The sequence below is a fragment of the Cobetia sp. SIMBA_158 genome, from assembly GCF_046566945.1.
In the GTDB taxonomy this organism is placed as follows: Bacteria; Pseudomonadota; Gammaproteobacteria; order Pseudomonadales; family Halomonadaceae; genus Cobetia; species Cobetia amphilecti.
Genome location: NZ_JAWJYL010000011.1, coordinates 47,715 through 61,885, shown reverse-complemented (window position 1 = coordinate 61,885; position 14,171 = coordinate 47,715). Strand labels below are relative to the sequence as shown.

General features: G+C 65.0%; 12 protein-coding genes. 5 read left to right on the top strand and 7 right to left on the bottom strand.

The window, feature by feature from the left end:
- A complete protein-coding gene (locus R2R70_RS15090) occupies positions 1-681 on the bottom strand; it encodes an oxidoreductase (RefSeq protein WP_240548627.1) in 681 nt (226 codons plus the stop codon).
- 260 nt (positions 682-941) lie between these two features.
- Here R2R70_RS15090 and R2R70_RS15085 point away from each other — a divergent pair, with 260 nt between their 5' ends.
- On the top strand, positions 942-3,131 hold the full coding sequence (locus R2R70_RS15085) for an alkaline phosphatase family protein (RefSeq protein ID WP_410978420.1): 2,190 nt from the start codon (positions 942-944) through the stop codon (positions 3,129-3,131).
- Positions 3,115-4,089 carry a histone deacetylase gene (locus R2R70_RS15080; protein WP_286173933.1) on the top strand — a complete coding sequence of 325 codons (975 nt, stop codon included), beginning with the start codon at positions 3,115-3,117 and terminating at the stop codon, positions 4,087-4,089. Before R2R70_RS15085 ends, R2R70_RS15080 begins: the two co-directional genes overlap by 17 nt.
- A gap of 148 nt (positions 4,090-4,237) precedes the next feature.
- Here R2R70_RS15080 and R2R70_RS15075 read toward each other — a convergent pair whose 3' ends face one another.
- The 4 genes from R2R70_RS15075 to modA form a co-directional block, all read right to left on the bottom strand.
- Positions 4,238-5,053, bottom strand: a complete 816-nt coding sequence (locus R2R70_RS15075) for an MOSC domain-containing protein (protein WP_131432671.1) — start codon at positions 5,051-5,053, stop codon at positions 4,238-4,240.
- A 63-nt stretch (positions 5,054-5,116) separates the two neighbouring features.
- Positions 5,117-6,325, bottom strand: a complete 1,209-nt coding sequence (gene modC / locus R2R70_RS15070) for a molybdenum ABC transporter ATP-binding protein (protein ID WP_410978419.1) — start codon at positions 6,323-6,325, stop codon at positions 5,117-5,119.
- The gene (gene modB / locus R2R70_RS15065) at positions 6,318-7,010 is read right to left on the bottom strand and encodes a molybdate ABC transporter permease subunit (protein WP_107336064.1); all 693 of its coding nucleotides are present in this window, start codon (positions 7,008-7,010) and stop codon (positions 6,318-6,320) included. Before modB ends, modC begins: the two co-directional genes overlap by 8 nt.
- 172 nt (positions 7,011-7,182) lie before the next feature.
- Entirely contained in the window at positions 7,183-8,013 is an 831-nt protein-coding gene (gene modA, locus R2R70_RS15060; RefSeq protein WP_410978418.1) for a molybdate ABC transporter substrate-binding protein, read from the bottom strand.
- 557 nt (positions 8,014-8,570) lie between these two features.
- Here modA and R2R70_RS15055 point away from each other — a divergent pair.
- Positions 8,571-9,485: a LysR family transcriptional regulator gene (locus R2R70_RS15055; RefSeq protein ID WP_054555676.1), complete on the top strand. Its 915-nt coding sequence runs from the start codon at positions 8,571-8,573 to the stop codon at positions 9,483-9,485.
- Between the two features lie 122 nt (positions 9,486-9,607).
- Here the strand turns inward: R2R70_RS15055 and R2R70_RS15050 are convergent, their stop codons facing one another.
- Positions 9,608-10,297: a glutathione S-transferase C-terminal domain-containing protein gene (locus R2R70_RS15050; protein ID WP_405278133.1), complete on the bottom strand. Its 690-nt coding sequence runs from the start codon at positions 10,295-10,297 to the stop codon at positions 9,608-9,610.
- Positions 10,298-10,451: 154 nt separating this feature from the next.
- Positions 10,452-11,171 carry a glutathione S-transferase N-terminal domain-containing protein gene (locus R2R70_RS15045; RefSeq protein ID WP_410978417.1) on the bottom strand — a complete coding sequence of 240 codons (720 nt, stop codon included), beginning with the start codon at positions 11,169-11,171 and terminating at the stop codon, positions 10,452-10,454.
- Between the two features lie 388 nt (positions 11,172-11,559).
- On the opposite strand from R2R70_RS15045, the gene R2R70_RS15040 reads away from it, so the two are divergent.
- Complete coding sequence (locus tag R2R70_RS15040; protein WP_043334381.1) at positions 11,560-13,119, top strand: carbon-nitrogen hydrolase family protein; 1,560 nt, start codon at positions 11,560-11,562, stop codon at positions 13,117-13,119.
- Positions 13,120-13,123: 4 nt separating this feature from the next.
- Positions 13,124-13,969, top strand: coding sequence for a zinc-dependent peptidase (locus R2R70_RS15035; RefSeq protein WP_410978416.1), 846 nt, complete (start codon positions 13,124-13,126; stop codon positions 13,967-13,969).
- The last annotated feature ends 202 nt before the right edge of the window (positions 13,970-14,171 follow it).

Here is a 14,171-nt window from a genome sequence, read left to right as displayed (position 1 = left end):
TCACTCCAGCGTCAGCCCGGTGACCTGCCAGACACTGCGAAAGCGTACCTGCTCATTGAGCAATTCCGGATGAGCATCGAAGGGATACAGCACGAACAAGGGCCCGAGGTCACGCACCGGCATGCGCTCGCCGTCGCGCCGCGTGGCCAGCAGGACATCGAAGTCCTCGATGTCGCTGAGGGGAATCTCGGCCACGAAGTCATTCAGTGCCCGCACCTTGAGCCCCCTGGCATCTTCAGACACCCGCGCCACCAGCTCGCGCAGCAGCGGGCCGGAGAAACTGACACGTCCCTGGGTCCAGGGGGTATGGGTAGCCACCACGCGCGACGGCATGGCTTCGAGCATCGCCAGATCGAAACGCGCCCGCGGTGCCTGCAGGGAACCGGCATTGCCACAGCTGACAGCGCCCTCGACCGTCAACACCACCGGCCCGCTGGGTGCAGGCAGGCAGTCATTGGCCGCCAGCACGTGGCGCTCGCCTGTCGCCAGCGGCGCCTCGGCGGCCAGGGCCGCAGGGCTGAAGAGGCTCGCTGACAGGCTTGTTGCCAAGGTCGCGGCCAGGCTCGCTGTCACACTTGCGGCCAGGGCGATCTTGCGCCAGATGGAGCTGCGCGAGCCGTGCCCGCGATTGACTGGCCTGGACAGCGGACTCACGAGGCGCTTCGCCGATGGATCATTCATGCCGGTTTCCCATGCTATTGTGCGAACGCCATGTGCATTCAAGGGCCCAACTTTACGCTAGCTCGCGCATGCTTTGCGAGCCTGCGAACCTCGCGCCACGACGAGTTGTCACACTCAACGCACGGAGCCACTCATACGCCCAGGCCCACGCCTGCGCCCATGGCTGGCGTTCGTCGCCTGTTCCGCTATCGCTTGATAAGCGTCAGCTGATAATAGTCAGCTGACCGCTATCCGTCTCCACCTGCCATCGAGCCTGCTTCATGTCTGTCACTTCGTCCGCTTCGCTGCCTGCCAACGGCTCTCCCACACCGACTGCTGCCCTGCCCCGCGTGCTGGCAGGCCCGATATTGCGCCGTGTCACCGCCGAGGGCGTGATGCTGTGGCTGGTGACCTCTCGCCCACAGCAGGCGCGGGTGTGGCTGCTGCCGGAGCAGGACGCGACGCCTCCCACGCGAGGTGAGGATGGCCTGCCGACGACATCAAGCTGTCGGCTGACGGAGCATCTGGCGATGCCGCTGGGGGAGCACGCCTGGTTGCTGTTGATCGAAGCGCATCCCGACACGCCCTTGCCCGCCGACTGCGCCATCGCCTACGAGCTGGGCCTGGCGGAGCCGTCAGCGACAACGGCAGCGTCAACGGCAACGGAAGTGTCAGCATCATCGACAGACACGCCCGAATGGCAGGGCATCGCCGACTGGGCGCCACAGATCTGCTACCCCGGTGAAAGCCTGCCGCGCTTTCGACTGCCGTCGCGCCTGACGCGTGTCGCGCATGGCAGTTGCCGCAAGCCGCATCACGGCTTGAGTGACGACGAGCAGCAGGCGCAGCAGAGTGCGGAAGACGCTGCGTCGACCGATCGTCTTGAGACGCCGCCACCCAAGGGCCCGGGTGGCGACGGACTGGTGGCGCTGGATCGCTGGTTGAGCGAGCGTCGTCACAGCGTCGCCGAGTGGCCGGAGGTGATGCTGTTCACCGGCGATCAGATCTACGCCGACGATGTCGCGGGGCCGATGCTGGGCGCGATCGATCAGCTGATCGCGGGGCTGGGGCTGCCGGAGGAGACGCTGATGGAGGCCGAAGTCTCCGACACTCGCGAGCTGCGCCAGCATCCGTCCCATCTCTACCATCGCCCGCAGCTGCTGCCGGACATGCCGGCCAACGAAGGCGTGGCCGCCAGCTTCTTCGGTGCCAAGCGCAAGCCCATCTTCACCTCCACCGGTGCCGACAACCATCTGATCGGCCTGTCGGAAGTCATCGCCATGTACCTGCTGGTGTGGTCTGACGTGCCGTGGGAGGCGCTGGGCATCACGCTGGAAGATCCCTCGGCGCTCGAGGGCCATGACGACGCCACCCGCGAGCGCCATGCCACCGAGGCCCGCCATCTGCGGCGCTTCTGTGGCGGACTCGGTCAGGTGCGTCGCCTGCTAGCCAATGTGCCCAGCCTGATGATCTTCGATGATCACGATGTCACCGATGACTGGAACCTCAGCGCCGCCTGGGAGGAAGCCGCCTATGGCCACCCCTTCTCGCGCCGCATCATCGGCAATGCGCTGACCGGCTATCTACTGTGTCAGGCCGCCGGCAACGGGCCGGAGCCACTGGCAGAGCTGCTGGAGGAGACCCGGGCGCTGTTCACTCATGCCCTGACTGGCACTGACACGGCGCAATCTGATCACACTGACAAGGCCGCAGACGGCCATTTCGATGTCGAGCGTCAGGAGGCATTGATCGCCCACCTGCATCGCTGTGAAAGCTGGGATTATCAGCTCGACACCACGCCGCCGCTGATCGTGGCCGATACGCGCACCCGCCGCTGGCGCAGCGAGCGCAAGCTCTCGCATCCCTCGGGGCTGATGGACTGGGAGGCGCTGAGCGAGCTTCAGCAACGGCTGGTCGGCCATCCGGCTGTGGTGCTGGTGTCCCCGGCGCCGATGTTCGGCGTCAAGCTGATCGAGAGCATCCAGAAGCTGTTCACGCTGGCGGGCAAGCCGTTGATGGTCGATGCCGAGAACTGGATGGCGCATCGCGGCGCGGCCAGCGTGATGCTCAACATCTTCCGCCACTCGCGTACGCCGCAGAACTTCGTGATCCTGTCCGGCGATGTGCACTACTCCTTCGCCTACGATGTGCGCCTCAAGCATCGCCGTTCGAGCCCGAGCATCTGGCAGATCACCAGCAGCGGCATCCGCAATCGCTTCCCGGTCGGCCTGCTGGATGTGCTCGACCGTCTCAATCGCTGGCTGTACGCCCCGCGCTCGCCGCTCAATCTGCTGACGCGCCGGCGCAACATGCGCGTCACGCCGCGCCGTCACGACGCGGCCAGCCAGGGCGAACGCCTGCTGAACGCCTGCGGCATCGGGCTGGTCGATCTGGACAGCGACGGCCGTCCCACCGCCATCCGCCAGCTGACCACCGACGGGCAGGAGGTGCACTTTGTGCCCCGTCGCTGATGCCCACTGCCCGCCGCTGGCGCTGATTCACCATCCCGGCTATCGGATCGCGCTGCCCGAGAAGCATCCCTTCCCGATGGACAAGTTCAGCGTGCTCAAGCGTCTGCTCGACCACCAACTGGCCGACTGCGCCTCGGCCGTCGACTGGGTGACGCCCGAGCCCGCCGAGGAGGACGACCTGCTCAGCGTGCATACCCGCCGCTATGTGCATGAGTTCCTCACTGGCACCCTGAGCGCGCAGGCCCAGCGGCGCAGCGGTTTCGTGTGGAGCGAGGCACTGCGCGAGCGCAGCGTGCTGGCCGTGGGCGGCACCATGACCACCGTACGCGAAGCGCTCAAGCGCGGACTGGCCTGCAATACCGCGGGCGGCACCCATCACGCCCACCCGGAGGCCGCCAGCGGCTATTGTCTGCTCAACGACATCGGCGTGGCGGCGCATCAGGCGCTGGAGGACGGCGTGAAGCGCGTGCTGATCGTCGATCTCGATGTGCATCAGGGCGATGGTACGGCGTTGATCTTCGCCGACGAGCCGCGGGTCTTCACACTGTCACTGCATGCCGAGAGCAACTTCCCGGCGCGCAAGCAGCAAAGTGATATGGACGTGCCCTTGCCCAGGGGCATGGGCGATGCGGACTATCTGGCGGTGCTGGAGCGTACGCTTGAGGAGGTGCTGGCGCGGGTACGCCCGCAGCTGGTGATCTTCGATGCCGGTGTTGACCCGCATGCCGCGGACAGGCTCGGCCATCTCGAGTTGAGCGACAGCGGCCTCTACCGCCGCGAGCGGCATGTCATCCAGCGCTGTCGCGCGGCGGCCGCCGCCGTGGCCTGCGTGATCGGCGGCGGCTATGACCGCGATATCGAGGCGCTGGCATGGCGTCACAGCCAGCTGCACCGTGCGGCGCTGGATGTCTGGCGCGAGGCGCATGGCCAGCCTGCCCTGTTCGGGCCCCCGGGCTGAACTTGCATACCGTCGTGCCTATCGTATTGCCAAGCGCCTTGCCTACTGTCTTGCCAGGCTCCTTGCCAAGCGTCCCCTGAACGAAAACGCCCGCCATCGATGATGGCGGGCGTTTTCGTTCAGGCCTGTAGGCAAGATTCCAGCGACATCACTTGAAGGCGGTGACTTCCACCTCATCGCCGACACGCAAGGTAGGCTTGCGCGAGGGATCGAGCGCGACGAGGTTGTAGCCGAAGTGCACCTGGCCATCCGCGAAGCGGCGCACCCGTGCCAGCGTCTTGAGCGGCTCGCCGTCGCCACGCTTGTCGCCCGTCGCCGGGTCGACATTGACCATCGCACAGCGGGTGCAGGAGGACACCAGCGTGAAGCGTGCCTCACCGATGCGCACTTCCTGCCAGCCATCCTCGGCCCATGCCTCGGCGCCGCTGATCACCAGGTTGGGGCGGAACTGATCCATGCCATGCTCCGCACTCGGGGTCTGGGCGTTGAGCGCCGCCAACGAAGCCTGATTGGCCAGCAACAACGGGAAGCCATCGGCGGCGCTGACGCGCTGCGCGATGATCTCGCGATAGCGCTCCGAGCGCTCGCCCAGCCAGCTGAGCCTGACCGGCATGCCGACCTGCTCACTCAGCCAGGCATCAGCCTCAAAGCTCACGCTCAAGGCAGTGAACCGATCGGCCCACACCTGGATGTCGAGACGCTCGGTCTGGTCATCGGTGACAAAGCTGACGCTGCCGCATTCGGGGCGATCAAGATGCCACAGTCGCCACTGGCCGCTGGCATCTTCGCGCAAGGCCAGGCGCTGCAACTGGGGATGCGTGCGCGCGGTGACGAACTTGCCGCGCGCCGCGACCACCACGAAGCGGCGGTCCTGCGTGAGACCTTCCTCGCCGAGCGTCACTGTCTCAAGCGCCTCAGCGGCGCCGGACTTGAGGGGATAGCGCCACAGGTGGGTCAACTGCATGAGAGGTTTCCTTGCCAGAGTCCATCAATTCGGGAAGTCAGCGAACGGTGCGTGCGAGCAGCGTCAGCTCGCGGACGAAGCAGAGCCTGCGTCATTTGGCGCCTTGGCCTGTGCGGTATTTGTCTGGGCCGCATTCACCACGGGGATGTCGTCATCCATGGCGTCCAGGCTGATCACGTCGGGACCCGAGAGCGCCACGCTGGAAATCAGCGCCTTGACGCCCAGCCCAACCTTGAGGCCCAGCTCCTGACAGACCAGACGGTCGACTCGCGCCCTCACCCGCTGGCCGGCGATGCCCAGCACCAGCTCGGCGCTGGCATGACCGCGCTCGCTCTCGATCTCGTGGATCACGGCCGGCAAGGCATTGCGCAGGCTGGTATGGGTCGGCGTCTCCAGCGCGATGCTGATGTCACGTGCCCGCAGCCGCAGTCGCACACGACGCCCCACCGGCATCGCCAGCCGCGCCAGCTTGAGGCTCAAGCCGGCGCCCAGCCCCAGACGCGTCAGCTGCCAGTCATCATCATGCGACAGCACCTCGGCGGTCAGCAGCGAGCCCGCTTCGAAGCGGCCGGTCTGCGGTGCCAGGTCCAGCCGTGACAGCATGTCACCGATCTCGCCGCTGGCGGTGATGCGGCCGTTGTCCACCAGCGCCAGACGGTCGGCGACCGCGAACAGCTCGCGGGTGTCATGACTGACGAACAGGATCGGGATCTCGATCTCGCGCGCCAGCCGCGCAATGTAGTGCAGCAGCTCCTGCTTGCGCGCGCCGTCGAGGCCGGTCAGCGGCTCATCCAGCAACAGCATGCGCGGGCGTGACAGCAGAGCGCGGCCGATCGCGACACGTCGCGCCTCGCCACCGGACAGCTGGCCGGGCATGCGCGACAGCAGGTCCTCGATGCCCAGCAGCATCACCATCTCATGCAGACGTGACTGGTTCTGTTGGCGCTGGGCGGGTGTCAGGGCGCGCGGCATGCCGTAGCGGAGATTGCCGCGCACGCTGTAGTGCGGAAACAGGCGCGGCTCCTGGAAGACGACCCCGAGCCTGCGACGATGCGCCGGCACGAAGATATCGTTCTCGCCGCCCGTCAGGCACTCGCCGTCCAGGCGCAGATGGCCATGGTCGGGACGCTCGAGGCCTGCGATCAGGCGCAGGATGGTGGTCTTGCCGCTGCCGGAGCGCCCGAAGAGCGCCGTGACGCCGCGCGCCGGTACCTTGAGCGTGGCATCCAGCGTGAAGGCGCCCTGCTGACGATGGAGGTGGAAATCAAGCATCACGCCCCTCCATGCGCAGTCGCGCGCGACGCGCCAGCCATTCGGAGGCCAGCAGCGACAGCATCGCGATGACGACGGCGATGGTGCACAGCCTGGCCGCGGCGCCTTCCTGGCCCGGAGTCTGGATCAGGGTATAGAGCGCCAACGGCAGCGTGCGGGTCTCGCCGGGGATATTGGCGGCGAAGGTGATGGTGGCACCGAACTCCGACAGCGCACGCGCGAAGGCCAGCATGCCACCGGTGAGAATGCCCGGCAGCGCCAGCGGCATGGTCACCGTGAACAGCACGCGCAGCGGGTTGGCGCCCAGGGTGCGGGCCGCGGCCTCCAGACCCGGGTCGATGGCCTCCAGCGACAGGCGCATCGCGCGTACCATCAGCGGAAAGGCCATCACCGCCGCCGCCAGCGCCGCGCCCTGCCAGGTGAAGGGCAGCACGATATCGATCTTGGCCAGCCACTGGCCGATGGCACCATTGCGCCCGAAGGTGACCAGCAACAGATAACCGACCACCACGGGCGGCAACACCAGCGGCAGATGCAGCAGACCATCGACCAGCGCCTTGCCACGAAACTCACGCCGCGCCAGCCACCAGGCCGCCGCAAAACCGGGAATCAGGCTCAGGCCGACCGCGACGCAAGCTACCTTGAGGCTCAGGCTCAGGGCTTCCCATTCCAGCGCACTCAGCATGGATCTTCCTCAGACGAAGACAGGTTCTCGCACATGACGTGACGCGAAGCGCCGGCAGACAGCCCTGCCCGCCTTGATCACGCCGATGTGACAGCAGGCTCCCAGTGTAGCGGCCTCATCTTGTCGATGACATGCCAGCGTGTGCCACGAGGCCTCGATGCTGATCCAGCGGCTAGTCGGCCTCTGGCTGCGCAGCAGGAGCCTGATGGGCGAGCGTGCTGAAGCCGAAGCGATGGAAGATGGCACCGGCCTCGTTGCTGGAAAGCCAGGCCGAGAAGGCCTCGGCCTGTGACGATGGCGCATCACCGCCACGACTGATCAAGGCGGCAGGATAGTGGATGGGATCATGGCTGCTGTCCGGCAGCAGGCCGATCTGATGCACCCGATGGCTGATGGCGGCGTCGGTGGCATAGACGATCCCCAGCGGGGCCTCGCCATGCTCGACCAGTGCCAGCGCGGCGCGCACGTCCTCGGCGCTGGCCAGACGCGAGCGCAGCGTCTGCCACTGCCCCAGCGCTTCCAGCGACTGGCGCGCATAGATGCCCGCGGGCACGTGGTCGGGGTCGCCGACGGCCAGGCGAGTATTGCTGCCGGTGGCGGCGAGGCGCTCGGCCACATCGGTGACATCCTCGGCATTGCTGACACTGGCGTCCAGCTGGCTGGGGCCGGGTGCGACCAGCGCGAGACGGTTGCCCAGCAGGTCGTGACGGCCGGTGACGACGATGCCGGCCTGCTGCTCCAGCCAGTCCATCCAGCGCTCATTGGCCGACAGATACAGCTGCGCCGGAGCCCCATTGGCCAGCTGACGCGTCAGGGTCGAGGACGAGGCGTAGACCGGCATGATGTCCACGTCGGCGAGACGCTCGTAGCGCGCCTCGATGGCATCCAGCGCATCATGCAGCGAGGCGGCGGCCATGACACGAATCTGGGGGCGTTCGTCTGCCTGAACCGGCGCGGCCAGCAGTGCCAGCATCAACGGGGCCGCCAGGCTGGCGGCCCTCAACAGCGCTGATGAAGGAGATAGCACTGATGAAGGAGCTGGCACTGATGACGCAAGCCGTAGCGGAGAGGCAAGCAAGGCGGCCCGGGCGCGCAAGCGGGTAGCGAATGACATCTACAGGGTCCTTGAACAGTGAAACGCAGCGACGAGGCCTGCTGCGCATTGATCTCGCCATGATGCCGCGCTCGCTCGCCATGTGCATCTCATGTGGGCGCAATTGCCGCGCGGGGCGCGGAAACCGCCAACCCTGATTGTCGAACGCCAGCGGCATGAGGCTCGCTTGAGGCACGCTGGCTGCCTGTCAGCGCCCATCTGCCATCAGGCTTGGACTGGTCAGCGACGGCCGCCGGCTGGCGGATGTTTCACCGCATCCGGCTACAGGCAAACGCGAATCACTCACATGTATGCCATTCGCTCGACCAGATCGGCTACAATGCTGGCCAAAATGGCAGGGAGACGCTGGCCCACACCCCAGCAACGACGCGATTCCTGCTTTCATGCTTTCTTTCACGCTATTTGCCGCTTCAACGGCAGACAACAGCGGCGGGTGCCACCAAGTCATGCCTCCAGTACTTGACGAATTTCAGGGCCTCAGTGCCTTCGATGCCATCATGCGCTACGGCAATCTGGGCGCAGGAGCCGAGCATCTCGGTATCTCCAAGTCCACGCTCAGCCGCCGGATCAGCCATCTCGAACACCAGCTTGGCCAGCCACTGCTGCATCGTCAGGCCAACCGCCTGATTCCCACCGAGGCCGGCACGCTGTTCTATCAGTACTGCCAGCAGATGCTGTCGCTGGGCGAGCGCTCGCAGATCGCGCTGGATGAACTGCGCGAGGAGATCAGCGGTGACATCACCGTCAGCGCGCACCCGCACTTCCTGCGTGGCTGGTTCAATCATGTGCTGACCGACTTCATCGAAGAGTATCCGGGCATTCGCCTGACCCTGACCGCCAACCATCTGCCGCCGTCACGCGATGACGACCAGGTGATGCTGTGGCTGTGGGAAGGGCCGGCCAAGGACACCGGGCTGCGCGAGGAGATTCTGGGTCAGCAGCAGCAGCATCTCTATGCCCACCCCAGCTATCTGCGCCAGCACGGCCATCCGCAGCACCCCAGCGAGCTGACCTCCCATGACTGGGTCAATCTGATCGATCGCCACCATCCCAATCTGGTGCTCAATCACCCCGAGGAAGGCGAGTATCGCCTGAGCCTGCCGCCGTCACGCTTTACGGTCGACAACGTGGTGGTGCATGCCGACCATATCGCCCACGGCGCCGGTATCGGCCTGCTGCCGGACTACCACGTGCGCACCCGGGCGACGGCGCACCCGGGACAGTTCGAGGCCTGCCTGCCCGAGTGGAAGGGGCCGTCGATTCCGGTCAGCCTGCACTATCCCTTCGGGCATCCGCCGCGCAAGCTCGGCGCGCTGCTCGACCATATCCGCCGTCGCGTGCCGACGGACTGGACCCGCTGATCTGTCGGCCTGACAATCCTGCAGGCCGACAGATCAGCGGTTGCTTCAAACTTCTCAGCTTCACGACTTCTCAGTTCCACAATTTCACAGCTTCACGACTTCACAGCAGTACTGACTGCCCGTCAGGATTGCTGGCCGAACAGATGACGGCGCGCCTCCTCATCCATCGCCACATTGGCGGCCGGATTGATGTCATCGATACGCGCCATTGCCCGCTTGACGCCATCACGCGCGGCGATGCGGGCACGATAGGCGGCGACCGCCGGAAAGCGCGTCAGATCGATCTCCTGCTTCTCGGCCTTCAGCCACGGCCAGATGGCCATGTCGGCGATGCTCAACTCATCCCCCGCCACGAAGTCACGCTCCGCAAGCTGGCGCTCCAGCACGCCATACAGACGCTCGCCTTCCTTGTGATAGCGCTCGATGGCGTACTCCACCGGCTCTGGCGCGTAGTGCTTGAAATGATGCACCTGTCCCAGCATCGGCCCCAGGCCACCCATCTGCCAGTGCAGCCACTGCAGCACGTCATTGCGGGCACGTGTTTCCTGCGCCAGAAACTTGCCGCACTTGTCGGCCAGATACTCCAGAATCGCACCGGACTCGAACACCGAGATCGGCTCACCGCCATCGGCTGGCGCATGATCGACGATCGCCGGCATGCGATTGTTGGGCGAGATGGCCAGAAACTCCGGCGCGAACTGCTCCCCCTTGCTGATGTTCACCGGAATGAGGCGATACTCGAGACCGGCTTCCTCCAGGAAGATCGTGATCTTGTGGCCGTTGGGTGTGGTCCAGTAATACAGATCTATCATCTGTGGGCTCCTGTGCAAGGACATAGCAAGATGGCTCGAACGCCCATGAGCGTTCGAGCCATCGAGGAGATCATGCTCATCGCCAGGCCCCTCGTGCAGCTTTTCACCAGGGGCATAGCGAGCATGTTCTTTACTGCGGGCGTTACTGCGAACGTTATTGCGGAATCTCGCTGGCACGTGGCGCCTTGCGCGCCATGCCGTCGTGCAGGTCCATCATGCGCTCGCGCCACTGCACCAGCGGGTCGCTCGCGTCTTCCGTCTCGCCGAAGGGCGAGGTATCGGAGACGATGTGTGCCCAGATGAAGAAGCCGAAGACCAGGTAATCCGCCGCCGCCGGGGCATCGCCATCCATGAAGGGCTGATTGGCGAGCAGACCACGCAGCGGCTTGAAGGCGCTGTCCAGGATGCCGCGTGCGGCCTCGACGTTGTTGAATTCCTCGAAGGGCATGCCGAAGCGGGCTTCGCGGCTGGTGCGGAAGTACTCGCGGTCATCCGGGTGGATGGCCGCCAGCAGATCCAGCGCCACCAGGCGGAAGAAGCCGACCGCCATGACCTGCTCGGTATACACCTTGACGAAGTTCAGGCGTGCCTCGGCGTGTGCATCGCCGATCAGCAGGCCATCACCGCTGTCCGGGTAATGCGCGTCCAGATGCTTGAAGATGTCATAGCTGTCCATCGCCACGCCGTGCGCATCCTTGAGCACCGGCACCGTGCTGGAATCGCAGAAGTCGATCGGGCTCTTGTCGGTGAACAGCATCGGCACGAGTTCGGCCGCAAGGCCCTTGTGGGCGAGTGCCAGACGCGCGCGCCAGCAGAACGGCGAGAAACGCAGGCGGTCATCACGGCCACGCAATTCATGAAGGACTGGGGTCATGCGGGTCTCCTTGGGTGTCATTGAGGTCTGGTGTCACTAAGGCCTGAGGTCATTGGGGCCTGGTGTCTTTCAAGCTTGATATGAACGGCATGACTTCGCTGCGCGCGCCCTGCCCTTGGCATTGTTTTGGACGTTGTGCTGCGCAAATGCAAGCAAAATGAGCATTCGTTCAACATCGCGCTGAGCGCCACTCAAGGCGCGAAGGCTCGCTCACCCTTGCAGTGACGCGAGGTTGGACCCATTGATGAGGGTTGCATGACCAGGGCCGGACATTGACCAAAGGATATTGATGACACCCGGCCTCGACAGCGCGAATAATGGGGCCCATCGCTTTCGCGCCAGCCACTTCCTGCCCTGATCCCCCTCTTTCATTTTCCAAGGAGTCTCGATGTCCGTCGAAGACCTGCACCTGAACCTGCGCAACCTGCAGGAGTCAGACTACCCCCAGCTCAAGCGCCTGATGGACGGCATCTACGACGACATCGGTGGCGCCTGGCCTGAGCACACCATCAACCGCCTGATCGCCGAATTCCCCGATGGCCAGATCGTGATCGAGGATGGCGAGAGGCTGGTCGGTGTCGCCCTGACGGCGCTGGTGGATTACGACGCCTTCTCCAACCCGCACAAGTACGACGACCTGATCGGCCAGCGCGAGATCATCCTCAACAAGGAGGATGGCGATGCGCTTTACGGTCTGGATGTGCTGATCGACGTCGACTACCGCGGCTATCGCCTCGGTCGCCGCCTCTACGAGGCGCGCAAGGACCTGTGCCGCTCGATGAATCTGCGCTCGATTCTGGCCGGTGGACGCATCCCCCAGTACCACGAATATGCCGCCGAGCTCTCGCCCTCCGAGTACATCGACAAGGTGGAGCGTCGCGAGATCCATGACCCCATCCTGTCGTTCCAGCTGGCCAACGGCTTCCTGGTCAAGCGCCTGCTGCGTCAATATCTGCCGGAAGACGAGGATTCCCAGGGCTACGCCACGCTGCTGGAGTGGAGCAACATCCTGTTCGAGCCCGCCGAGCGCGTGCTGGAAAGCCGCAAGACGATGATTCGCGTCGGCGCCGTGCAGTGGCAGATGCGCAAGTTCGACAGTGTCGAATCCGTGCTGCAACAGGTCGAGTACTACGTCGATGCCCTGTCGGATTACCAGAGTGACTTCGCCGTCTTCCCGGAGCTGTTCAATACGCCGTTGATCGGCCTTTTGGAAGACCAGAGCGACCCGGTGCGCTGCATCCGCTACCTCGCCGGCTTCACCGAGCGCTTCAAGCAGGAAATCTCGCGCATGGCGGTGGCCTACAACATCAACATCGTGGCCGGTTCCATGGTCGAGATCGGTGACGACAACGAGCTCTACAACGTCACCTACCTGTGTCACCGCGATGGCGAGATCGACCGTCAGGCCAAGCTGCACATCACGCCGCAGGAGCGCCGCGACTGGATCATCAAGGGCGGTGACGAGCTGGCCGTGTTCGAGACCGACGCCGGACGCATCGGCATGCTGATCTGCTACGACGTGGAGTTCCCGGAACTGTCGCGCCTGCTGGCCGATCAGGACATGGACATCCTGATGGTGCCGTTCTGGACCGACACCAAGAACAGCTACCTGCGCGTGCGCAACTGCGCCCAGGCGCGAGCCATCGAGAACGAATGCTACGTGGTGGTCTGCGGCAGCGTCGGCAACCTGCCATCCATCGAAAGCCTCGATATCCAGTACGCCCAGTCAGCGGTGTTCTCGCCGTCGGACTTCTCCTTCCCGCATGACGCGGTGATGGCCGAGACCACGCCGAACACCGAGATGATCATGTTCTCGGATCTCGATCTGGAGCGTCTCAAGGTCGTGCGCAGCGAAGGCTCGGTGACCAATCTGAAGGACCGCCGCAAGGACCTCTTCGAGCTGCGTCTGCGTGACTGGTCGTGGAAGTCCGGCAGCCGTCAGGACTGAGGCGATGACGCACTGGTGGCAACGGCTGTGGCAGCGCTCCGCTCGCCACGGCCGTGATACTTCAGCCCCCGACGCCTGCGCTGTCTCGGCCGCTTCCTCCGCTGGCGAGACAGCGCCGGATGACGCGTGGCAGGCAGTCCGCGAGCGCCTGCCGATTCTCGAGGGACTCGACGCCGAGGCACTGGCGCGTCTTGAACGGCGCGCCCGCCATCAGCTGAACGACTGGAAGCTGACCAGCGCCGAGCCGCTCGCACAGGTCGAGGCGCTGGCACTGGCTGCCCAAGCGATGCTGCTGCTCAACGGCTGGGCGCATGCCGAGCGCTGGCAGGACGCCGGCGCTCGCGTGCACGAGATCATGCTGCCGCTGCAGGCCATCCGCCGTGAGGTGGAAGAGATGGATGACGCCGGTGTGGTGCATGTCTTCGAGGACACCCGCGCCGGCGAGACCTGGTATCAGGGGCCAGTGGTGGTCACCCGGCAGGATCTGGCCGCCAGCGGTGACTGGAGCGGCTTCAACGTGGTGATCCATGAATTCGCCCACAAGCTCGACATGGCCAACGCCACCGATGCCGATGGCTTTCCGCCCCTGCCGCGTCATATCAGCGCGGCGGAGTGGCACGCCACCTTCACTGCCGTGTGGGATGACCTGAGCGCGCGCCTGTCACGCGGTGAGCCGACGCCCATCGATGACTACGCCGCCAGCCACCCCGCTGAGTGCTTCGCCGTCTGCTGCGAGTATTTCTTCAGCGCACCGGCTGAGCTCAATGCGGCCTATCCGGCGCTGTATGCCCTGCTGGAACGCTTCTTCCAGCAGTCGCCATTGGCGCGCTGCCCGCCGCCTTCCGACTGACCACGCCTGGCAGATCTGACTACACGCTTGGAAGATATGACCACACGCTTGGCAGACAAGGCGCCAGCAAGACAAGGAAATCGCGATAGAGAAGAGATAGCGGTCGCTTACCACGCAGGGGACCGCCACAAGCTAACGGTATATCACTCGAAAGCGCGCCAGCAGACACGCCGACTCGATCAGCAGGGATCGCAAAAGCAAC